The following is a 22,675-nucleotide window of genomic DNA, read 5'->3' as shown; positions in this document are numbered from 1 at the left end:
ACGAGGGCGGTCGACACGAGGAAGACGACTCCGATGGGTTCAGGAAGGGCTGCCGTGCGGCGGTCCCGTTCGAGAGTGGCCGCCTCGGTGGCTGCCGCTCTGATCGGGTCACTGCTGCCGACACTGCCGTTGGCGGCGAGGGCTGTCGCCGCCGGGTACACCCCGCCGGCCTCGCCGTCGCCGGGGAAGACGGCCAAGGGCGCAAACGCGGAGGTCAAGCCGCGTAAGCCCGCTACGACGGTGAGTTCACCGGCCGTGAAGCACGCGGCGTGGCCGAAGGCGGGTGCGGCGCGGGTCGCCGTGCCGGGGGAGACGGGGAAGACCGCGAAGGCCGGTGACCTGCCGGTGACGCTGTCCGCGGTCGCCGGTGGTGCGCCGCAGACCGCCGATGTGCAGGTGCTGGGGCAGGACGCGGCGCGCAGGGCCGGGATTTCGGGTGTGCTGCTGAGCGTGGCCGGGAGCGGCCCGGCGGGCGTGCACGCCAGGGTGAGCGTGGACTACAGCGCCTTCGCGCAGGCGGCGGGTGCCGGGTTCGGTGCGCGGTTGCGGCTGGTGCAGTTGCCGGCGTGCGTGCTGACGACGCCGGAGAAGCCGGAGTGCCGGGTGCAGACGCCCCTGAAGGGCGGCAACGACGTCGAGCACCAGACGGTGACGGCGGACGGTGTGGCGGTCACGGCGCCGCAGGCGCCGACGGGGCAGCTGCGGGTGCAGTCCGCGACGGGCGGCACGGTGCTGGCGGCGACCACCGGGTCGTCCGGGCCGACGGGTGACTACGCGGCGACGCCGCTCTCCTCGGCCTCGACCTGGTCGACCTCGCTGAACAGCGGATCGTTCACCTGGTCCTACGACATGCCGCTGACCGGGATGCCGGGCGATCTCAGCCCGAAGATCGGACTGTCGTACAGCTCCGGCGCGGTCGACGGCCGGACGTCGAACTCGAACAACCAGGCGTCCTGGGCCGGCGACGGCTTCAACCTGGACCCGGGCTTCGTGGAGCGTACCTACAAGCCGTGCGCCGACGACGGCGCGCCGAAGACGAACGGGGTTTCCCCCGGGGACCTGTGCTGGGCGACCGACAACGCCGTCATCGCGTTCGCCGGTCACAGCGGTGAGTTGATCCCGGTGTCGGCGGACGAGTGGCGGATCAAGGGCGACGACAACACCAAGGTCGTCCGGGTCCGCGACGCCGGTCGCGGCAACGGCGACAACGACGGCGAGTACTTCAAGGCAACGACGTCGGACGGCACCAGCTACTGGTTCGGTTTCAACCGGCTGACGAACTGGTCGTCCGGCAAGCCGGAGACGAAGTCGGTCTACACGGTGCCGGTGTTCGGCAACAACGCCGGTGAGCCCTGCTACAACTCGGTCGGGTTCGGCTCGTCGTGGTGCCAGCAGGGCTGGCGGTGGAACCTGGACATGGTCGTCGACGCGCACGGCAACGACATCACGTACTGGTACACGCCGGAGACGAACAACTACGGGCGGAACCTGAAGGCGAGCGACCGCACCCCGTACGTGCGCGGCGGCCGCCTCGACCACATCGAGTACGGCCAGCAGCAGGGCGACATCTACTCGGCCACGGTCAAGCCGATGGCCCGGGTGGACTTCAAGACCGCCGAGCGCTGCCTGGAGACCAACACCGCGCTGTGCGACCCGGCGAACATCGACACCAACCGGCAGTACTGGTACGACACCCCGTGGGACCAGAACTGCAAGGACGGCACCGACTGCACCGGCGTGTACGCCCCCGCGTTCTTCACCCGGACCCGGCTCACCCAGGTCGTCGCCAGCACTTTGCGTGCGGACGGCACCCAGCAGCCCGTCGACACCTGGGACCTGGGTTACGGCTGGGGCACGGCGGACTACGACTACCAGCTGCTGCTGACCTCGATCCAGCACACCGGCAACGCCGCCACCCCGTCCATCGCCCTGCCGAAGACCACCCTCGAGTACAAGCAGTTGGTCAACCGGCTCGACAGGACCGGTGACGGCCGGCTGCCGTTCATCAAGCAGCGCCTGGGCACCGTCCACGACGAGATGGGCGGGCAGATCGACGTCAACTACTCGGCGGCGGCCTGCAACGAGAACAGCCTGCCCACCCCGCAGACCAACACGACGCGCTGCTTCCCGCAGCAGTACCAGCCGAACAACGACATGCCGGTCACCACGGAGTGGTTCAACAAGTACGTCGTGGAGTCGGTGATCGGCACCGACCGTACCGGCGGCGCGCCGGACGCGGTGACGCACTACACCTACCTGGGTGATGCGGCCTGGCACTTCGACGACCTGGACGGGATCACCAAGGAGAAGCTGAAGACCTGGTCGCAGTGGCGCGGCTACGGTCAGGTGCGGGTCGAGACCGGCGGCACGTCCGGGATGTCCACCCAGGCCGACCACTTCTTCCTGCGCGGCATGAACGACGACCGCACCGACCCGGTGGACAAGACCAAGAAGCGCTCGGTCACCGTCCCCGACGGCGAGGGCACCGACCTCACCGACGACCAGGCCTGGGCCGGGTACGAGTACCGCACCGAGCAGTTCGACAAGCCCGGCGGCAAGGTCCTCACCAAGACCGTGAACACGCCGTGGAAGAAGACCACCGCGACCCGGGTCCGCGACTGGGGCACCACCACCGCCGACCTCACCGGCACCGAGAAGGTCCGCACCTTCACCTCCCTCGACAAGGGGGCCGGTGTCACCTGGCGCGAGACACGCACCAATTCCACGTTCGACGACTACGGCCGAGTGAAGCAGATCGAGAATCTCTTCGACGCGGCCGTGCCCGAGGACGACCAGTGTGAACGTGTCACCTACGCGGACAACACGACCGCATGGATCCTGACCGGCGTCATCCGCTCCGAGACCGTCGCGGCCAACTGCGCTGCCACCGTCGACCGGGTGACCAAGCCCGACGGGACGTCGGCCGTCCTTTCGGACGTCCGGCTGCGCTATGACGGTCTTGCCTACGGTGAGGCCCCGGTCAAGGGCAATGTCACCACCACGCACATGCTCAAGACGCGCTCGGCCACCACGGCAACGTACCTGGACAACACGGCCACGTACGACACCTACGGTCGAACGCTGGACTCGACCGAACTCGCCTACTCCACGACGCTCGACGCGGTCACGGACGCTCCGATCGGTCGGTTGGCGCTGACCAACGACACGCGTACCACGAGCACGGTCTACAGCCCCGCCACTGGCCGGGCCACGAAGTCCGTGATCACCTCACCCCCGTCCAAGGCCGGCGACTCGACAACGACTCGTACCGTCACGACCGATTTCGACCTGGTCCGTGGTCGGGCCGTCGATGTCGTCGACGCCAACACCAAGTCCACCTACTTCCTCTACGACGCGCTCGGCCGGACGCTGAAGGTCTGGCTGCCGAACCGCTCGAAGGCCGGCAACGACACTCCCAACTACGAGTACGCCTACCTGGCGGCGGACGACACGCACATCGCCGCGGTCGCGTCGAAGTCGCTGAACAACGACGGTTCGCAGGACACGTCCTACACGCTGTTCGACGGGTTCGGCCGGGTGAGGCAGACCCAGGCACCGGGCGACAACGGCGGCCGCATGCTCGCGGACACGTTCTACGACGGGCGCGGCCAAGCTGTCCGTACGTACGCTCCGCACAACGCTTCGGGTGTGCCGTCCAGGGACCTCCTGAAGAACGCCGATACGAGCGTGGAGACCCAGACCGCGGCCGAGTACGACGGTCTCGGACGGATCGTCAAGTCGACGGTGCTGTCCGGCAACGGTGTCGGCACTCCGCTGTCGACCACGCTCACCGAGTACGGCGGCGACCGGGTCACCGTCACCCCGCCCCAGGGCGCAACACCCACCACCACCGTCACCGACGCCGCCGGACGCACCACCGAGCTGCGCCAGTACAAGGCGGCGACGCCGACCGGCGCCTACGACGCCACCCGCTACGCGTACGACCCGGCCGGCCACCTCACCAAGTTGACCGATCCGGCCGGCACCGAGTGGACCTGGCTGTACGACCAGCTCGGCCGACAGACCAAGGCCGTCGACCCCGACTCCGGCACCAGCACCAAGACGTACAACAATCGGGGCGAGGCCACCACGGCCACGGACGGACGCGGCAAGACCGTCGCCACCGTCTACGACAACCTCGGCCGGGTGCTGGAGACCCGCGACGGATCGGCCACCGGCCCGCTGCTGACCTCCCAGCTGTGGGACCCGACCGGCTTCAAGGGCCAGCTCGCCTCCACCAGCCGCTGGAGCACCGTCGGCGGCACCGCCTACGAGTACAAGACCGCGTTCACGCTGTACGACGCCCTGTACCGGCCGGGCCGCACCACCACGACCGTGCCCTCGGTTCCCGGCCAGGAGGCCCTCGCCGGCAGCTACCTGTCCGGCACCACCTACGGCCTGGACGGGCTGCCCAAGTCCGTCTCCTACCCGGCCGCGGGCAACCTCGCCGGCGAGAGCGTCTCCTTCACCTACGACACCCTGCACCGGCAGACCGCGGCCACCGGCAGCGGCAGCATCGCCTACCTGTCCGGCCAGACCTACGACTTCGTGGGCAAGCCGCTGCAGTCCACGCTGTCCAACGGCACCGCGGGCAAGCAGGTCTACGTCACCAACGGCTACGAGTTCGGCACCCAGCGGCTGAAGTCCAGCCGCACCGACCGGTACGGCATCGCCACCCCGGTCCGGGCCGCCGAATACACCTACGACCAGGCCGGCAACGTCACCTCACTGACCGACACGTCCTCCAGCGGGACCGACCGGCAGTGCTACCAGTACGACTACCTCGCCCGCCTCACCGAGGCGTTCACGCCGACCGCCGGCAGCTGCCCGGCCGGCCCGACCGGCGCCGCCCTGGGCGGCCCGGCCCCGTACTGGACCAGCTGGACCTACAACACCAACGGCACCCGCGCGAGCGAGACCCAGCACGACGCGGCCGGCAACACCGGCCAGGACGCCACCACCACCTACGGGTACAACAACGCGGCCCAGCCGCACACGCTGACCGGCACCAGCACCGTCACCGGCGCCCTGGGCACCCCCGTCCCGCAGTCCTACGGCTACGACCCGGCCGGCAACACCACCGACCGCCACCTCAAGCCCACCGCCAACCAGAGCAGCGACCAGAAGCTCACCTGGGACACCGAGGGCCACCTCGCCCAGGTCGCCGACACGGTGAAAACCACGAGCGGCTCCACCACCACCACTACCAACAAGACCACCGACTACCTCTACGACGCCACCGGCAACCGCCTGCTGGCCCACAACCTCGACACCGCCCAGCCCGCGGCCGAGAACTGGACCCTGTACCTCGGCGGCACCGAACTCACCCTGACCAAGGGCGCCACCAAGGCCAAGGGCACCCGCTACTACCCGCTCGGCGCCGCCACCGGCGTGCGCACCGACGACAACACCCTCACCTTCCAGATCAACGACCACCACGGCACCGCCGAGATCGGCATCAACGCCACCACCGGCGCCGTCGACCAGCGCCGCACCACCCCCTTCGGCGCCACCCGCGGCACCGCCCCCACCAACTGGGCCGGCACCCGAGGCTTCCTCGGTGGCACCAACGAACCCACCGGCCTCACCCACCTCTCAGCCCGCGACTACGACCCCACCACCGCACGCTTCACCAGCATCGACCCCCTCCTCGCCCCCACGGACCCGCAGTCCCTCAACGGCTACGCCTACAGCGACAACAACCCGCTCACCTTCAGCGACCCCAGCGGCCTCATGCTGAACTGCGGTGGCGACCGCGCGAACTGCCCGACCGGCGGCCACTCCGGTGGCGACGCACCCGGCGGCAGCGGCGACAACACGGAAGGCGGGGGCAGCCCGGGGCCGACGCCCGACGTCACCGTCGACGACGACGGCGACGTCTGGATCTTCAACAAGACCATCCGGCTGCCCAACCAGAAGGAACTCAACGCCCAGTTCCCCACCATGTGGAACAACTACGGGGCGCAGTTCAAGCAGTGGGCCGAACGCCGCTGCAGTCCGGACAACAAGACGCCCTTCTGCGAATCGGCCCGTTACTCGCGTCTCATCGACGACGGCCGGGACGCCCGCGACCCGTTCGGCATCATGAACGGATACGACTGCTTCGTCAATCAGACCCACTGCAAGGACTTCGCGATTGACGTCGCCCTGAACGTCCTGGGCTCGGCTGTGGGTGCAGCTGTGAAGGGGGCCAAGGGCATCCTCGCGGGTGCGGCAGCTGGAACCGGGGAAGCAGCCCCTGCCTCAGCGGGTATCCGCGGGGTTCTCGGAAAGATCCTCTGCAAGAACAGCTTTCCGGCCGAAACGCGTGTCCTCAGGGCCGACGGATCAGCCGTGCCGATCGAGGATCTGAAGGTCGGTGACGAGGTTCTCGCCACCGACCCCGAAACCGGCGAGACAGGCCCTCGCAGGATCGACGCGGCCATCCTCACCCCGGATGACCGCGACTTCACCACCCTCACAGTCCAGCAGCCGAACGGTTCCACCGAAAAGATCACTGCGACCGACCATCACCCCTTCTGGTCCGAAAGCCGTCGGGTCTGGGTGGATGCTGCGGACCTGGAGCCCGGGGACACACTCCGGACAAGCCAGGGTGCGACCGTGCGAATCTCGGCCACCAGCCACTGGCAAGCTCTTCTCGCCGCGCACAACCTGACGGTCGAAGACTTGCACACGTATTATGTACTGGTCGGAAACGTTCCGGTCCTTGTGCATAATGCCGGCGCGGACATCCCACCCCCTATCGTTGCCAATGGAATTCTGGCATACCAGAACGGGGAGCTAAGTCAGCGGGTCGTCAGGGACCGCGTCACCGGCCGCCAAGTTCTTGATTTTTACGAGGGTCGGAACGTTGCGGCGCGAGTTAGGAATTTTTGGGGTGGCGCCAAGATCTACGATATCCCTGGAGGAGGGAACGATTACCGGCTCCTCGTCAAAAGTGACGGAACAATTGGCTGGGTCGAACCGTACGGCGGCGTGCGAGGTCGCGGTCACAACTACGATAGCATCAAGACCTTCCGGCCGCCGTGCTGACGTTGATCGGAGTCAACTAGTGAATGAGAAGCTGAACCGCCGCCTCTCCTTGGCAGGTTTGGAGCTCATAGAAATCCAGGCTATTTCTGTCACGCTCCCCCCGGATCCGATCTGGATGGTCAGCGCCTGCGGCGAGCAAGATGGGGCTGTGGATTCCTTCTTCGACTTCTCCCAAGCCGATCTCATCAATGCTGCAAATCGAGCTTGGTTCAAGATGGCCCAAGAAATAGGGCTCATCGGAGTCGATCGAGAATTCTTGCTCTCGATAGATCTGGCCGACGAGGGTGAATCTTCCGTCCTGCGATGGGCGCGGGTCCGGCTTGGCGAAGATTGGGACGTCATGGGGGCGGGAACTGAGAGCGGAACCTTCGGGGGGCCGCGCGGGCGTCCTGGATTCGTGATGCTCTCAGTAGACGGAAGCTCTGCAATTGCGGGAATGACTTGGGAGGGGGAGGGGGTGATTGCAATTCGTGGAATCCCCGATCTGTACCGTGCGAGGCCCGTAGTTCGAAGCGTGACCCGGATGCTGGCGCGCGACTCGCTGTCGCCCGAGGAGCGTGAATCCCTTTCGCGGTGGATTAGCACTGGCCAGGCGGGGATTCCTGATTGAACTTGCGCTAGCTGCACGGTCGCCCGATAGCTCGGCTGTTCGCCGCCACGAATGATCCGAACGTGGGGAGTTCAATCCGGGCTCGCAGAGCTGCTGTCATGAAATATCCAAGAAGCCCCACCGGATCCAGCATCCGGTGGGGCTTCTTGGTTTATGAAAGCGTTGCCTGGGCGGAACGGGTCCTCAGCCGCCGGTGAGGGCCCATCGTTAGATGACGGCCATGCAGTGCCCTGAGTTGAGATCTTCCTGCCACAATTCGAGAGTTCGCTTCTGGAGGGCCGACGCAGAGTGCATACACGAGTAAGACTTGCACCGCAGCAGTGGGCCGCGAAGCGGTCAACCACGTTCGACCTCACCTGTTCGGCGGCGGCTCGGCGGCAACGACCTCGGCGGGGCGTAGTAACCAGTCGCCGACGCGGTAGCCGCTGCGGACGACCTCGATACAGATCGGACCGGTGACGATGGCGGAGCGGGTGTAGCCCGATGGCGAGGTGCAGGGCGTCGAAAGGCTCGCCGGGTTCGCCGAAGGACTGCAGGCCGAGGGAGCCGAGCTCGGTCTCCAGGAGGTCGGCGACGGCGCCGAAGCCGTCGATCACCTCACTGGCGCGCCGGGCTTGGTCGAGGGCGTCGAGCACGGGCAGCAGCCAGCTGAGCACGTTGGAGTCGGCGATCTCACGGACGGCGTGCTCCAAGGCGGACTGGAACGCAGAGTGGACGTAGGCCAGGGTCAGCGGGGAGCCGCTTGAAGCAGCACTTGCCGGCCGCGCAGCAACGAGGCTGGTCGAGAATGCCAGCGGCCCCTCGGCTCTCTTGGTGGCGTACTTGGTGATGTACTCGGCGACTGCGCGTTCGGTGATCCGGGTACCGCCGTCGAAGTCGGTGCCCCGAATCGGGCGTACGTCGAGCTGGCTGCCGAACTCGAAGGTGGTTGTCCCATTGCCCAGTTCAGGCCCGATCGCGGCAGCGCGTGCAGGGGCGGCGCGTATCGCGTTGGTCAGCATGTCTACGGTGGCCGGGTCGGGGGGAGGGACGTGTTGCCTTCCGATCAGTCGAGCGGATGACGGCGTGGAAGTGGACGAAGCAGCGTCACTGATGCTTGGTGACCTTGGCGTACGAGACTTTGACGGCCGAGGACGGCTTCCGCTGCGGGAGACCGGTGAGGCGGGCGACCTCTCGGCGGAGGTTGAGCATGAAACGGGCCCACAGGGTGGGTGCGTGGGCGTTCCAGAGCACCGTGCCCTGGTAGTCGTAGCGGTCAGGGGCGAGGGGCGAGCCGAGGGCAGGGTCGTCCTCGGCGTGGATCTGGCCGTATCGGCAACGGTGGAAGATGTTCGGGCTGCCGGTGGGGCGGTTGTGAACCGGACCGAGGGTGGCGAGGTGAAGGTCGCGAATACGCGGGGGTGGTGGCCGGCGGTGATGAGCTGGTGGGTTTCCCGCCGGTAGATCTCGGCGCAGGACGGGCAGCGAGTGGATGTCGGGTTGGCTGGCATCAGTCGACGGGAAGCCCTGCCAGGAGTGGCGGGGCTTCTGCATGGGGCGGCGGCCGTCGCCGCTGCCCTTGACCGACACTGCGCGCTGATCATGCGCCCGGATGCTGTCAGGCCGAGCCGCGGACGACCAGCCGGGTCGGCGTGATGACCGAGGTGGGGCCGCGGCGGCCGGTGGTGTCGACCTGGCCGGTGAGCCGGCGCAGCAGCAGACGGGCCATCAGACGGCCCATGTCCTCGATGTCCTGGCGGACGGTGGTCAGCGGCGGGTCCGTCCAGGCGGCGATCTGCTCGACGTCGTCGAAGCCGACCACGGCCACGTCCTCCGGCACCCGGCGGCCGGCCTCGCGGAGCACCCGCAGCGCGCCCGAGGCCATCGAGTCGGAGGCGGCGAAGACGGCGTCGAGGTCGGGTCGGCGGGCGAGCAGTTCGGCCATGGCGCGGCCGCCGCCGTCCGGGGTGAAGTCGCCCTCGGCGATCAGGTCGGGGTCGCCGTCTGGCAGCAGGTCGCGGTAGCCGTCGAGGCGGTCGACGGAGGAGGTCTGGTCGAGCGGGCCGGTGATGGTGGCGATCCGCGTCCGGCCGAGGGACTGCAGGTGCTGGACGGCGATCCGGCCGCCGCCGCGGTTGTCGCTGTCCACGTAGGTCAGCTCGCGGTCGGACTCGGCGCCGGGCCAGCCGGGGCGTCCGCCTATCACGAACGGCAGGCCGACCCGGCGGGCGATGTCCGGCAGCGGGTCGCTGTGGTGGAGCGAGAAGAGCAGGGCGCCGTCCACGTGCCCGCCGCCGAGGTAGCGGCCGACCCGTTCGAAGTCGGCCTGGTCCTCGATGAGCAGCAGCACCATCTGGTTGTCCGCGGCGGACAGCTCGCGGGAGATGCCGCGCAGGTGCTTGGCGAAGAACGGGTCGGAGAAGAGCCTGCTCTCCGGCTCGGAGACGACCACGGCGACGGCCTGGTTGCGCCGGGTGACGAGGGTGCGGGCCGCCAGGTTGGGGACGTAGCCGAGCTCGTCGACGGCGCGCTGCACCTTCTCGCGCAGCGAGGCGCGGACGCCGGCGCCGCCGTTCACCACCCGCGAGGCGGTGGCCCGGGAGACGCCGGCCCGTTCGGCGACGGACTCCAGGGTCGGTCTGGGCAGGGCGCCCGCGGTGTCGCCCCGCCCGGCGGGGCCGGGGCCGGGGTGGGATCCGCCGCGGGCCGGTGCGCCGCCGGAGGGCGCGGCGGGTGGTCCGTCGCCGGTGGGCTGGTGCTGCGACACCCTGGGCTCCTCTCACGGATCTGTTCGCATCAGAGCCTATCGGGTGCGTCGAGTCTATTGAGAGCGCTCCCAAGAATCGGGTCGTGTCGGACACCGGGCCTCCTTCCGGGCCCGGACGGCGATGTCCGATTTCCGCCGGTCGGGGCCGTCCGGGTGGCGCAGACTGGAGGGCGTGATCGACGACGAGACCAGGTACCGGGCCGTGGACAGCCGCGACTCCCGCTTCGACGGCGTCTTCTTCACCGCTGTCCGCACGACCGGGATCTACTGCCGGCCGAGCTGCCCGGCGGTGACCCCCAAGCGCGTCAACTGCACCTTCTACCCGACCGCGGCCGCCGCCCAGGGCGCCGGCTACCGCGCCTGCCGCCGCTGCCGCCCGGACTCCGTCCCGGGCTCGCCGGAGTGGAACCACCGCGCCGACCTGGTCGGCCGCGCGGTGCGGCTGATCGGCGACGGCGTCGTCGACCGCGAGGGCGTCGCCGGCCTCGCCGAACGCCTCGGCTACAGCGCCCGCCAGCTGCAGCGCCAGCTCACCGCCGAACTCGGCGCCGGCCCGCTCGCCCTGGCCCGCGCCCAGCGCGCGCAGACCGCCCGGCTGCTGCTGCAGACCACCGAGCTGCCGGTCACCGAGATCGCCTTCGCGGCCGGCTTCGCCTCCGTGCGGCAGTTCAACGACACCGTGCGCGAGGTGTACGACCGCACCCCGACCGCGCTGCGGGCGGAGACCGCCGGCCGGCGGACCAGGCCCGCAACGGCCGGCACCCTCGCTCTGCGGCTCGCCTACCGCGGCGCGCTGGACAGCGACCACCTGCTCGACTTCCTCGCGCTGCGCGCCGTGCCCGGCGTCGAGGAGGTCGTCCCCGGCGGCCGCCCCGGGGTGCGCACCTACCGCCGCACGCTCGCCCTCCCGTACGGCCACGCCGTCGCCGAGGTGGACGGGCTCGCCGCCGCCGATCCGCCGACCCGCGGCTGGCTGGACTGCCGCCTCGCCCTCACCGACCTGCGCGACCTCACCACCGCCGTGCACCGGCTGCGGGCGCTGTTCGACCTGGACGCCGACCCGGACGCGGTGGACGAGCAGCTCGGCGCCGACGCCCTGCTCGGCGCGGCCGTCCGCGCCCGCCCCGGGGTCCGCTCGCCCGGCCACGTCGACCCGCACGAGCTCGCCGTCCGCGCCGTGCTCGGCCAGCAGGTCACGGTCGCCGCCGCCCGCACGCTCGCCGGCCGGCTCGCCGAGCGGTACGGCGCCGCGCTGCCCGCACCCGGCGGCGGCCTGCGGCTGCTCTTCCCGACCGCGGCCGCGCTCGCCGGGGCCGAGGACGGCGACCTCGCCATGCCGGCGGCCCGGCGCCGCGCGCTGCGCGGCCTGTGCGCCGCGCTCGCCGACGGCACCGTCCGCCTCGACGGCGGGGTGGACCGCGAGGAGGCCTCCGCCGCGCTGCTCGCCCTGCCCGGCATCGGCCCCTGGACGGTCGGCTACCTGCGGATGCGGGCGCTCGGCGACCCGGACGTCCTGCTGCCGGGCGACGCCGGCGTCCGGCACGGACTCCAGCGGCTCGGCCTGACCGGGGACGCGGCCGCCGCCACGGCCGCCGCCCGCCCCTGGTCGCCCTGGCGCTCCTACGCGGTCCACCGGCTCTGGCTCGCCTCGGCCGCCCCGGGCCCGGCCGCCCCGGTCGCGGCCGGACCCGCACCGGTCGGAGCGGTCCCCGCGGCGGCCGGACCGCTCGCCCCGGAGGTGGCGCGATGACCACGGTGTTCACGACCATGCCCAGCCCGCTCGGCGACCTGCTGCTCGCCGGCCGGGCGGACGGCGACGGACCGGTCGCCCTGATCGCCGTCACCGCCCCCGGGCAGCGCGGCGCCCGGGCCGAACCGGAGCCCGACTGGCTGCCCGACCCGGAGGCGCTGACTCCCGCCGTGGACCAGCTCACGGCCTACTTCGCGGGCACCCGGACCACGTTCGACCTGCGGCTCGACCCCGAGGGCAGCGAGTTCCGCCGCCAGGTGTGGCAGGCGCTGGAGGACATCCCGTACGGCAGCACCGTCAGCTACGGCGAACTCGCCGCCGCGGCCGGACTGCCCCCGACGGCCGTCCGGGCGGTCGGCGGCGCCGTCGGTGCCAATCCGCTGCTGGTGGTCCGCCCTTGCCACCGGGTCGTCGGTGCGAGCGGTGCCCTCACCGGCTTCGCCGCCGGCGTCGACCGCAAGCGCTGGCTGCTGGACCACGAACGCGGCGCCACGCTCTTCTGAGGCCCGCCCCGCTGCCGAGGAGCCGTCCCGTACCTGCCGGACCTGCCGGGGGCGGCGGGCCTCAGTTGCGGTCGTCCGGGGCGCCGGTGTCGCCGGCCAGCGTGCGGGCGAGGTGTTCGAGGCCGGGCAGGGCGTTCATCACCGCGTCGCGGTCGGTGGGCGAGAGGCTCTCCAGGGCGTCGGCGAGGCGGCGCTCGTGGGCCCGGCGCCAGTCCAGCAGCTGGGTGCGGCCGGCCTCGGTCAGCGCGATCCGGGCGGTGCGGCGGTCGCCGGGGTCGGCCTGGCGGTCGACGAAGCCCGCCTCCAGCAGCTTGCCGACCAGGCCGCTCACGGTGTTCGGGGCCAGCCGCTGCCGGGCCGCCAGCTCGCCGACCCGCATCGGGGCCGCGGCGAGCGTCTGCAGCAGTTCCACCTGTGCCATCGGCAGCGACTCCCACGGGTAGTCGGTGCGGATGCTGCTGCGCAGGGCCCGGCGCAGCCGGGTGATCACGTCGGTCAGCCGCTGGGCCCGCTCGATCGCCACGGCCTCCTCCAGGGGGGAGGCGGCGGCCGCGTCCCCGGGCGGGGGAGGCACGGGCGCGGTGGGCGGTACGGGGTGGGACGGCTCCGACATGGCGGACAGCGTATCGGCTCGCCGGTGGCCTCCCGCCCCACCGTTCACGGGCGTACCACGGTGCGGACCCTTCTGTCCGCAGACATGATCTGTTTACGAGTATGTCTGTTGCAGAGATAGTATGGGGCCGTGCCTGCACCCGCCCACCGAACCCGGCTGGTCGACAGCGTCCTGCTGCTGACCGAGCGGCCGCGGCCGCGCACCGTCGCCGCCTGGCCGCACGCCCACTGGCTCGCGGTCGGCACCGTCTGCCTCGGCGCGTTCCTCGGCCAGCTGACCGCGAGCGTCACCGCCCTGGTCTTCCCGGCCCTGGAGCAGCACTTCGACGCCGGGTTCGCCTCCGTCGAGTGGGTGGCGCTCGCCTACCTGCTGGTGCTCGTCGCCCTGCTGGCCCCCGTCGGCCGGCTCTCCGACACGGTCGGCCGCAAGACGATGTACCTCGGCGGGTTCGCGGTCTTCGCCCTGGCCTCCCTCGCCGCCGGCTTCGCCGGAGGGCTCTGGGTGCTGGTCGCCTGCCGGGCCGTCCAGGCCGTCGGCGGGGCGATGATGCAGGCGAACAGTGTCGCACTGGTCGCCCGCGGGGTCCCGGCCGGGGCCATGCGCACCGCGCTGGGCATCCAGGCCGCCGCACAGGCGCTAGGACTGGCGCTCGGACCGACCGTCGGCGGGCTGCTGGTCGCGCACGCGTCCTGGCGGTGGGCCTTCTGGGTCAACGTCCCGATCGCGGTGCTCGGCCTGCTGGCCGGCTGGTTCCTGCTGCCGCGCAGCCGCCGCGAGCCCGCCCCGACCCGCCCCGCCGCCCCGGCCCGCCCCGTCGAGGCGGCCGGGCCCGGTGGCGGCCCCCGCCGCGAGTCGCGCTTCGACCTGCTCGGCCTCGTCCTGCTGGCGGCCGCCTCCTCCTCGCTGCTGCTCGCCCTCTCGACCGCCGCCGGCCTGCCGCTGCCGGGCTGGGCCGTGCTGGTGCTGCTCGCCGCCGCGGGCGCCTTCACGGTCGCGCTCGCCCGCCAGGAGCAGCGGGCGGACACCCCGATCATCGCCCCCGGCCTGGTCAACACCCCCGGCGTCCGGGCCGGCCTGGTGGTCGCACTGATCGGCTACCTGCTGCTGTTCTGCCCCCTGGTGCTCGGGCCGGTGATGCTGGACTCGGCCGGGGTGTCCGCCGGTGCCGCAGGCCTGGTGATCACCGCGCTGCCGGCCGCCTTCGCGATCGCCGCCACCGCCGGCGGCGCCCTGCTGCCCCGGCACTGGTCGGACGCCCGGCGCGGCCGTGCCGGCGCCCTGGTCACCACCGCTGGCCTGCTGGTCCTCGCGGTGCTGCCGGTGTCCCCGCTGCTCGCCCCCGTCCCGCTGGCCGTGGCCGGCTTCGGGCTCGGCCTGCTGCTGCCCGCCAACAACACCCTGGTGATGCGGTCGATCCCGGCGGAGAGCTCCGCGGTCGGCGGCGGCATGGTGAACATGGTGCGCAGCCTCGGCACCGCGCTCGGCACCGCCCTGCCGGTGCTCGGCGTCCACATGGCCGGGGCGGGCGCGGGCGGTCGGGCCGTCCTGCTGCTGCTGGTCGCCGCCGCGCTGGCCGCCGTCCGGCTCTGCCGGACCGGCCGCCCCCGGCCCGCCGTCCGCGGCTGACGTCCGGCGTCCCCGGCTGACGCCGGCCGTCCACGGCAGACGTCCGGCGCCGGTGGCCGGCCCGGCGCGCCCCGCACGTACGGCGGCGGGCGGGCCGGACGCTGCCGTCCGACCCGCCCGCCGCCGTGCCGAGACTCTCAGGAGAGCGGCTGTGCGCCGCGCTTCGCGAGCATCGAGGTCATCAGGTCGATCTCCGACTTCTGCCCGTTGACCATGGTCTGGGCGAGCCGCTTCTCGACGTCGTTGCGGGCCACGTCCACGTAGGCCTGCGCCATCGCCACGCCGCCCTTGTGGTGCTCGATCATCAGCTGCAGGTACAGCACCTCGGCGTCCCGGCCGCCCAGCGAGCGGAGCTTGGCCAGGTCCGTGTTGGTGGCCATGCCCGGCATCAGGGAGCCGTCGTGCGCGGCGTAGCTGTGGCCCATCCACGCCATCGGCTTGGCCGAGGTGCTCTGGGTCAGCCCCCACTGGTCGAGCCAGCCCGACATCATGCCTCGCTGGTTCGCCTGGGTGTTGATGATGTCGAAGGCCAGGTTGCGCACCTCCTCGTCCTGCGTGCGGTCGCGGACGATGAAGGACATGTCGATGGCCTGCTGGTGGTGGGTCGCCATGTCGCGGGCGAACCCGGCCTCCGGCGAGTCGGTGGCGGGCGCCGCCGCCGCCGACGAACCGCCGGAGTCCGAACCGCCCGCCACCAGGGCGGACACGCCGAGGCAGAGCGCGATCACCGCGGCGATCGTGGCCGGCCACCACAGCAGCTTCCGCGACCGGCGCGGCGCACCGCCCTCGCCGGACTCCCCGGTCCGGGTGGCCGAGGTCTCCTCGGCGCCCGTCATCACGGCATCACGCCGGAGCTGCAGGACGCGCCGGGCTCCTGGGTCTGCGGACCCTGGACGTACTTGGTGAAGAACTGCTCCACCCGCGGGTCACTGGCGCTGTCCACGTTCAGCTGGGTGCCCCAGGCGGAGAGCGTGATCGGGCTCTTCTCGTCCGGGTACGGGCTCATGAGGGTGTACGGGGTCGCCTTGACCTTCTCCGACAGCTTCTTGATGTCGTCGGCGGACGCCTTCGAGTTGTACGTCACCCAGACCGCGCCGTGCTCCAGCGAGTGCACCGCGTTCTCGTTGGCGAGCGGCTTGTCGTAGACGTCGCCCATGCAGTTCGCCCAGCGCGGGTTGTGGTCGCCGCCGACCGGCGGGGTCTGGGCATAGGTGACCTTGGTCTCGACGTGGTTGCGCGACAGGTTGTCCCAGGTCTGCACGCCCTGGATCGGAGCCTTGGCGGCGGCTTCCTTCGCGTCCTTGTCGTGCTTGGCGTCGAGGGCTATCCAGGTACCGGCACCGATCATGCCGGCCAGCAGCACGCCGGCCACGCTGAACGCGATGATCTTGTTGCGGCGGTCGCGCTTCTGCTCGGCGGCACGCAGCTCCGCGATGCGGGTCCGACGGTCGGCCTGCCGCTCGGACTGGCTCTGCCGGTTGCCCGGGTTGCCGGAGGTCTGCTTGGACGGCTTGGACTGCCTGGAGGCGGAACCCATGAGTGTTGTCCTTGTCTCCGCGGTGCGCGCGGGCACGGCGGTGGGGCGAGAGGGGGAGGGGGCGGCGGAGCCGCCGGCCCGTCCGGTGCGCGGGGCACGGGTCACGGCCGACGGTGGGTTCCGCTCAGGACCTATGGACCTGCAGTACGTGGAGGTCGGGCGCAGGGGGCGGCCCGGCCAGCGTGTCGAGCGGGACGGCGGCGGGCAGCGACGGCGCCGGAACCAGCTGCGGCAGGGTGACCGCGACGGGCTGCGGGGGAGCGTTCGGCAGCTGCGCCTCCAGCCCGCGGAACGGATGGCTGGTGCAGCCCTTCCCCGGGGCCGGGTGGTCGCCGTCGGCGGAGCACCAGACGTGCGCACCGCCCTCGTCCGACCAGCGCGCCACGGCGTGCCCGGCGCCATGGGCGGCCGGGACGGCGTCGGCGGCCTGCGGACCGGTGGCGGCCGAGGCCCGGGGGGCGGCCGGAACGTGCCCGGACACCGCCTTCGCGGTCCCCGCGCACGGCAGCAGCGTCAGCAGACCCGCGACGAGCAGCGCCCACAGCACCACGGCCGGGCGGCTGCCCGCCCGGACGGACCGCACCGGCTCACCGGTCGCGGATGCTGGCACGCTCATGCGCACATATTAATCAGCCGAAGGGGTGAAACGGTCCCCCTCTTGGCCCTCCCGACCCGGGCCGGAGGGCCCTTCCTGCCCATTTCAGGGCCCCAAAAAGGACGCTCCGGACATCCACCCCCCGCACGTCCGCACCCCCTCCGGACGGATGGCCGAATCCGGGCGGATCACACCGCCGCTGCGCCCGACGGGTGGCCGGGTGTCCCCGAAAGCCGGACACCGTCGTTCTCCTTCGGAAGAATGACCAGCCGAGTCCGGCACACGGCCCGCTCGGCAGACGGCAGACACGGCACGAGGAGCCGCCACGTGAGCAACCAGGGCGCATCCCCGCACGACCGGCCCGAGGACGGCTGGTGGCAGGCGGTCTACGCGGGCCCGGCGGGCACCCTGCCCGACGCCCCCGGAGCCGCCGCCGGCGAGGGCAGCGTCGACGACTGGTTCGACTCCGCGTCCGGCATGATCGGCCCCCAGCGCGCCGCCTCCCCGAAGGACGGATCCCCGACCGGCGGCTCGGCCGGCGGCCCGGACGCCGCCCCGGATGCGCCCCCGCAGGCCGCACCGCCCGCGCCGAAGGCCTCGCCCATCCCGCCCCGGCCGCACTGGGCGCCGCCGGTGAAGGCGGAGCAGGAGCCCGCCGCCGAGCCCGGTCCGGGGCCGGCGCCGGGACGGGCCCCGTCCCGGCCGCACTGGGCCTCGGCCGCGAACGCGGAGAAGGAGAAGGGGAACGCCGGGCAGCGGAACCCCGCCGCGGTGGAACCCCTCGTCGACGAGCCCCTCCTCGACGAGTTCGGTGTCGCCGGCCCCGCCGCCGAGGGAACCGGCATCGACGAGCCGAGCGTCGACGACTGGTTCGACATGGCCGCAGGTGTGATCGGCGGCCCGCGGCCCGCACCGGCCACCGCCGGGGAAGCCGTCCCCTCCCCGGCCCCGGCTGCCGAGGACGCGGAGCCCGAACCCGAGCCGACCATGAGGCTCGGGACGGTCCGCCGTCCCGCACGCGATCCCGGCCCGGCACCGGATCCCGCCCCCGTGGCGGCCGCGCCCGTCGACGACGCCGAGCCCGACCCGACGATGACCCTGGGGACGGTCCGCCGGCCCGCCGCCCCCGCACCTTCGTCCGCCCCCGAGCCGGCGTCACCGTCCGGTGCGCAGCCCGAGCCGCAGTCGACCCCCGCACCCCCGTCCGCCCCCGAGCCCGCGTCACGGTTCGAGCCGCAGCCCGAGTCCGCCGCCGACCTGCGGCCCGCCGGGCAGCCGTCCACCCCGGAGCCCGGCCCTGCGGTGGTCCTGCGCAAGCCGGCGGCACCGACCGGCGCCGACCGCGCGGAGCCGTTCACCCCCGCAGTTCCGGCCGACCGTGCCCCGGCCGGGGCCGCTGCCGCGGAGCCCGCCGAGGACCGGTCCCGTCAGGCCCCGCGGCGGGTCCCGCTGGCGCCGCCCGTCCCGCACGTGGGGGAGCGGCCCCCGACGTACAGCCCGGAGCCCACCGCGCTGCCCGCCGCCGATCCGGCGGACCTGGACGTGATCGTGCCGGACACCGTCCTGGAGGGCGCCCAGTACGGCCCGGCGATACTGCGGGCGGCCTCCGTCCGGGGCGATTCCGCCCGGTTCCGCGGCGAGCCGCGCCGCGACGCCCTGCTGGTGACCCGGTTCGGCGAGGGCGAGGACGGTCTGCTGCTCGCGGTGATCGCCTCGCCCGCCCGTTCGGCGGACGCGGCGGCGGGCTCGGCGGCCGCCGCGGAGGCCGCCCGCCAGTTGGCCGCGGCGATCGGCCGCAGCCGGGCCGAGCTCGCCGCCGACCTGCGCGCCGGGGCCCGCGACCGGCTCCGCTACGGCCTGCAGCGGCTCACGGTCGGTGCGGCGGCCCGTCTCCGGCCGTCCGGCGAGCCGGCGGTGGAGCCCGGCGACGGGGAGGCCGGCGCACTGCACTGCCTGCTCGTCCCGTTGGACGGCGAGGCGGGGCACCGGGCCGCGTTCGGCACCGGCCCCGGCGGGCTCTACCTGCTGCGTTCCGGACACTGGATCGACGCCTACGCGGCCCGGCTGCTGCACCACCCGGACGGGGAGCCGCAGCCGGCGGCCCCGGCCGCGGCGCCCAAGCCGTTCCGGTTCCGGATGGTGCCCGCCACCACCGGCGACATCCTGCTGCTCTGCACGGCCGGCCTGGCCGGCCCGATCGCCGACGAGCCCGCGGTGGCGCGCTTCCTCTCCAACCACTGGGCCCACCCGCACCCGCCGGGCAGCGTCGACTTCCTGCGCCAGGTCCAGGTGCGGGCCAAGGGCTACGCCGACGACCGCACCGCCGCCGCGCTCTGGACGGAGTAGCGGCGGCCGACCGCCGGTCCGGGCCGTCGCTCAGTCCAGCAGGGCGGCGGTCACCGAGGCCACCTGGGCGAGCGCGTCGGCACGGTCGGCGCCCGGCAGGCCGACGGCCAGCGGGACGGCGAAGCCGTCGAGGACGGCGCGGATCTGGCGCGCCCGGTCCTGCGGCTCCCGCCCGGCGGGACCGCCGTCCTCGGCGGGCGGGCGGCGGAAGGCGCCGGAGGCGACGCCCTCCTCGATCAGCGCGACCAGGTCGGCCTGCCACGGGGCCTCGATCTCCAGCTGGCCCTGCCGGATCTCCGCGCTGGCGGGCGAGCGGCCCCAGACCTCGACCCAGAGGATCCAGCGGGGATCGCCGGGGCCCTCGGGCAGGTAGAGCTCGGCGTAGGCGGCGAGCCGCTCCCGGACGGTGAGGTCCTGCCGGGCGAGGGCGGCGCGCCGCCGCTCGCCGAGCTGCTCCTCGCTCCAGCGGAGGGTCTCCAGCAGCAGCTGGTCCTTGCTGCCGAAGTAGTAGAGGAGGTGGCCGGCGCTCATCTGCAGTTCACGGCCGAGTCCCGCCATGGTGAGCTTGTCGAGGCCGTGCTCGGCGATCGCGGCCCGGGCGGTCGCGAAGACCTCCTCGCGGGGCCGTGCGGCCCGGCGTGCCCGCGGCTCGGCCATGTCCTGTTCCTCCTGCTGGTCGGGCCCCCACCTTAGGGCTTCGCCGTCCGGCGCCGGTGGGCGGTCTCACCAGCCGCTGTGCTCCTGGCCCTCGGCCTCCTCCTGCCGGCCGGCGGCGCGACCGGCCTCGTACACCTTGCGGACGAAGTCGGCGGCCTGTTCCTGGTCGAGGTCGTCGGTGAGGCGCATCAGCTCGTCGGTGAAGGTGATCAGCCAGTGTGTGGTCATGCCCTCATGACACCGTGCGGGACGGCGCGGAGCCCGCCGGACACCGTTCGGCGGGCTCCGCGTCCTGCACAATCACTCGTCCGGCCGGGGCCGGACCGGCGGTCAGAACGCCGAGTCGTAGGTGTAGTACCGGGTGTGGTCGAGCATGTCGGCCGGGGTGGTGTCGTTCCACGGCTTCATCGCGGTGTTCAGCGAGACCACGTTGGCGGTGGCGGCGGTCGGCAGGTAGCCCTGCTGGGGGTGGCGGCGCTGCCACTCGGCCCACAGCTTGTCGATGAAGCAGTGGTGCAGCCAGAACACCGGGTCGTTGGGGGACATGCCGGTGCCCATCAGGCCGCCGACCCAGACGTGCACCCGGTTGTGCAGGTTGACGCCGCGCCAGCCCTCCAGCTGGTTGCGGAAGCCGGCCGAGGAGCTGTTCCACGGGGCGGCGTCGTAGGTCTGGACGGCGAGGACGGACTCCACCTCGGCCCGGGTGGGCAGTTGGGCGACGCCGGTGCCGAGCGAACGGCGCAGGTAGTCGCGGCTGTCGGGGCGGACGGTGATCGTCCACTGGCCGCCGCCGGCGGCGAACGGGCCGGTGGTGACGCGGTTGTCGCCGGAGCGGCCGTTGCCGCCGAGCAGGTCGTCGGCCCACAGACCGGCGGTCGCGGTGCGGTCGGCCGTCCAGTCCCAGTAGGGCAGGGTGACCGAGGGGTTGACGGACTGCAGGTCCTGCTCGAACTGGAGCAGGAACTTGCGGTGCCAGGGCAGGAACGAGGGCGAGCGGTGGCCCGTCCGCTCGCCGTTGTCGGTGTCGCCGACGATGAAGCGGTTGTGGGTGCTGACGTAGGCGTCGTAGCGGCCGAGCCGCTTGAGCTGGAGCAGGGCGTCGACGAAGTCGCGCTTCTCCTTGGCCGTGAGGGTCGCCTGGTTCTTGCGGACCGCCATGGTGTCCTCCTGGAGGTGCTGGTGGGTGAGTGCGGGGAGGGGCGGGCCCGGTCAGACGATCGGGACGAGCGTGGCGCCCTGCAGCTCGACCACGGCGGCGCGGGCGAGCGCGAGCGGGGTCTGGTGCGGCTGGTAGTGGTTGACGACGCTGATCCACGTGCCGTCGGCGTTGCGCATGACGTGCAGTTCCTCGCCGTCGATCTGCACGGTGTAGTCGGTGCCGTGGTGGTGGCCGGATGCGGCGGGTCGGCCCTGGATGCGGCGGCCGCGGTAGACCTCGTCGAAGGTGTCGTGGCCGCCGGGTCCGGCCGCGGCGGCCGGGGTGCCGGTCGGCCCGGCGAGGCCGAGGACGGCGGTGCCGACGGCGGCGGTGAGGGCGACGCCGGCGCCCTGGAGCATCCGGCGGCGGGTCAGCTCGGCGTGGTGGCCGGCTTCGGACATGGGTGATTCCCCCCTGGTGGAGCGGATCTGACGACGCGTCGGCGGCGGCACGTGCTTGTGGCATATGCGCCGCCGCGCGGTCCCCATGCTGGCAAGGCGCGGCGAGGCCGCGGAACCGCCCATCGACGGGGGCCGGTCGGCAGACCGAAATCCGGACACCGGTGAACGCTCAACGAACGGCACCGGCCGTGCCCGACTAGGGTGCTGACGCCGCGTCGGCCGCCCCGGCCGATCAGCCCTGCGTGTCGGCGGACCCGTCCGCGGGGGTGGGTCGGGTGCCGTACTCGGCGGCCCAGCGGCTGCCGAGCAGCACGATGTCGGCCGTCTCCACGGCGCGGCCGGCGGCCCGGTCGTAGTAGGTGCGCTCGACGGCCAGGACGGGGGCCGCGGGCGTGGTGCCGAGCAGGGCGGCCTCGGCGCGCGAGGCGCCGCGGGCGGTGACCCGCTCCACCGGGGTGCCGACCTCGACCCCGATCAGCGCCATCCGGTCGGCGACGCCGATGCCGGCGTAGGGGCCGGCCTCCGGCAGCACCACCAGGGTGCCGCCGGTGACGGCCATCGGCTCCCAGGAGTCGGCCAGTTGCACCGGTTCGCCGTCGGCGCGGTAGACGTAGGCGGTGTGCATCACCGGGTCGCCCGTGGCGATGCCGAGGCGCTCGGCGATCCGTGCGTCGGCCCGGGCGGTGGTCGACTCGCTGTCCCAACTCGCCCGGACGCCCTGGGCGGTGAGCAGGGCCTCGGTCGGCGATCCGGCGCCGGCGGCGACCCGCGGGCGGCGCACCAGCAGGGGCCGCTCCTCCTGTGAGCGGACGAAGTGGCCGCGGCCGGGCCGCGCGACGACCAGGCCCTCGTCGACGAGCACGGCGTAGGCGCGCTGGCCGACGGTGCCCGAGTACCCGGTCTCCTCGCGGATCTCGGAGAGCGAGGGCAGGAGGTCGCCGGGCGCCAGGTCGCCGGACTGGATGCGCTGGCGGAGCTGCTCGGCCACCCGGAGGTACGGGGGCGGCGAGCTGTCCTGACTCATCCTGTGTCCTCTCACTGTGTGACCGCGAGGTGACAGA

At 72.6% G+C, this 22,675-nt stretch carries 18 protein-coding genes; 6 read left to right on the top strand and 12 right to left on the bottom strand.

Translation table 11 applies throughout. The annotated features are described in order from the left end of the window. Window positions 1-240: 240 nt before the first annotated feature. Complete coding sequence (locus AB0O09_RS05505; protein ID WP_363540322.1) at window positions 241-7,032, top strand: polymorphic toxin-type HINT domain-containing protein; 6,792 nt, start codon at window positions 241-243, stop codon at window positions 7,030-7,032. 19 nt (window positions 7,033-7,051) lie between these two features. Further along, window positions 7,052-7,642 (top strand): hypothetical protein, encoded by a 591-nt coding sequence (locus AB0O09_RS05500; RefSeq protein WP_363540321.1) that lies wholly within the window; start codon window positions 7,052-7,054, stop codon window positions 7,640-7,642. Between the two features lie 71 nt (window positions 7,643-7,713). Here AB0O09_RS05500 and AB0O09_RS05495 read toward each other — a convergent pair whose 3' ends face one another. The 3 genes from AB0O09_RS05495 to AB0O09_RS05485 are packed head-to-tail and all read right to left on the bottom strand — an operon-like array spanning window position 7,714 to window position 10,268. Then, entirely contained in the window at window positions 7,714-8,688 is a 975-nt protein-coding gene (locus AB0O09_RS05495) for a replication initiator (protein ID WP_363540414.1), read from the bottom strand. A 40-nt stretch (window positions 8,689-8,728) separates the two neighbouring features. Further along, window positions 8,729-9,211, bottom strand: coding sequence for a replication initiator (locus AB0O09_RS05490; RefSeq protein ID WP_363540320.1), 483 nt, complete (start codon window positions 9,209-9,211; stop codon window positions 8,729-8,731). 28 nt (window positions 9,212-9,239) lie between these two features. Next, entirely contained in the window at window positions 9,240-10,268 is a 1,029-nt protein-coding gene (locus AB0O09_RS05485; protein WP_363540413.1) for a LacI family DNA-binding transcriptional regulator, read from the bottom strand. 292 nt (window positions 10,269-10,560) lie between these two features. Here AB0O09_RS05485 and AB0O09_RS05480 point away from each other — a divergent pair, with 292 nt between their 5' ends. Then, window positions 10,561-12,138, top strand: a complete 1,578-nt coding sequence (locus AB0O09_RS05480) for an AlkA N-terminal domain-containing protein (RefSeq protein ID WP_363540319.1) — start codon at window positions 10,561-10,563, stop codon at window positions 12,136-12,138. Continuing rightward, window positions 12,135-12,641: a methylated-DNA--[protein]-cysteine S-methyltransferase gene (locus AB0O09_RS05475; RefSeq protein ID WP_363540318.1), complete on the top strand. Its 507-nt coding sequence runs from the start codon at window positions 12,135-12,137 to the stop codon at window positions 12,639-12,641. The genes AB0O09_RS05480 and AB0O09_RS05475 overlap by 4 nt, the downstream gene beginning before the upstream one ends. Window positions 12,642-12,702: 61 nt before the next feature. Here AB0O09_RS05475 and AB0O09_RS05470 read toward each other — a convergent pair whose 3' ends face one another. Beyond that, a complete protein-coding gene (locus AB0O09_RS05470; RefSeq protein ID WP_363540317.1) occupies window positions 12,703-13,254 on the bottom strand; it encodes a MarR family transcriptional regulator in 552 nt (183 codons plus the stop codon). Between the two features lie 129 nt (window positions 13,255-13,383). On the opposite strand from AB0O09_RS05470, the gene AB0O09_RS05465 reads away from it, so the two are divergent. Then, on the top strand, window positions 13,384-14,880 hold the full coding sequence (locus AB0O09_RS05465; RefSeq protein WP_363540316.1) for an MFS transporter: 1,497 nt from the start codon (window positions 13,384-13,386) through the stop codon (window positions 14,878-14,880). Between the two features lie 137 nt (window positions 14,881-15,017). On the opposite strand, the gene AB0O09_RS05460 is transcribed toward AB0O09_RS05465, so the two are convergent. From AB0O09_RS05460 to AB0O09_RS05450, 3 genes are all read right to left on the bottom strand, one after another. Beyond that, window positions 15,018-15,716, bottom strand: coding sequence for a DUF305 domain-containing protein (locus AB0O09_RS05460; protein WP_363540315.1), 699 nt, complete (start codon window positions 15,714-15,716; stop codon window positions 15,018-15,020). Then, on the bottom strand, window positions 15,716-16,417 hold the full coding sequence (locus AB0O09_RS05455; protein ID WP_344624479.1) for a DUF3105 domain-containing protein: 702 nt from the start codon (window positions 16,415-16,417) through the stop codon (window positions 15,716-15,718). The genes AB0O09_RS05460 and AB0O09_RS05455 overlap by 1 nt, the downstream gene beginning before the upstream one ends. A 124-nt stretch (window positions 16,418-16,541) precedes the next feature. After that, entirely contained in the window at window positions 16,542-17,033 is a 492-nt protein-coding gene (locus AB0O09_RS05450) for a hypothetical protein (protein ID WP_359987651.1), read from the bottom strand. A 306-nt stretch (window positions 17,034-17,339) separates the two neighbouring features. On the opposite strand from AB0O09_RS05450, the gene AB0O09_RS05445 reads away from it, so the two are divergent. Then, complete coding sequence (locus tag AB0O09_RS05445) at window positions 17,340-19,358, top strand: hypothetical protein (protein WP_363540314.1); 2,019 nt, start codon at window positions 17,340-17,342, stop codon at window positions 19,356-19,358. Window positions 19,359-19,388: 30 nt separating this feature from the next. Here the strand turns inward: AB0O09_RS05445 and AB0O09_RS05440 are convergent, their stop codons facing one another. The 5 genes from AB0O09_RS05440 to AB0O09_RS05420 all read right to left on the bottom strand — a co-directional run bounded on the left by AB0O09_RS05440 (window position 19,389) and on the right by AB0O09_RS05420 (window position 22,638). Next, the gene (locus tag AB0O09_RS05440) at window positions 19,389-20,015 is read right to left on the bottom strand and encodes a TetR/AcrR family transcriptional regulator (RefSeq protein WP_363540313.1); all 627 of its coding nucleotides are present in this window, start codon (window positions 20,013-20,015) and stop codon (window positions 19,389-19,391) included. Window positions 20,016-20,081: 66 nt separating this feature from the next. After that, entirely contained in the window at window positions 20,082-20,243 is a 162-nt protein-coding gene (locus AB0O09_RS05435) for a hypothetical protein (protein ID WP_363540312.1), read from the bottom strand. Window positions 20,244-20,345: 102 nt separating this feature from the next. After that, window positions 20,346-21,173: a tyrosinase family protein gene (locus AB0O09_RS05430; protein WP_363540311.1), complete on the bottom strand. Its 828-nt coding sequence runs from the start codon at window positions 21,171-21,173 to the stop codon at window positions 20,346-20,348. A 51-nt stretch (window positions 21,174-21,224) separates the two neighbouring features. Beyond that, window positions 21,225-21,614, bottom strand: a complete 390-nt coding sequence (locus AB0O09_RS05425) for a tyrosinase cofactor (RefSeq protein WP_363540310.1) — start codon at window positions 21,612-21,614, stop codon at window positions 21,225-21,227. A gap of 232 nt (window positions 21,615-21,846) precedes the next feature. Then, window positions 21,847-22,638, bottom strand: coding sequence for a GntR family transcriptional regulator (locus AB0O09_RS05420; protein WP_363540309.1), 792 nt, complete (start codon window positions 22,636-22,638; stop codon window positions 21,847-21,849). Window positions 22,639-22,675: the final 37 nt, after the last annotated feature.

The sequence above is a fragment of the Kitasatospora sp. NPDC093679 genome (genome assembly GCF_040683455.1).
In the GTDB taxonomy this organism is placed as follows: Bacteria; Actinomycetota; Actinomycetes; order Streptomycetales; family Streptomycetaceae; genus Kitasatospora; species Kitasatospora arboriphila.
The sequence above is the reverse complement of the archived record's forward strand: the minus strand, read 5'-3'. Positions and strand labels throughout refer to the sequence as shown.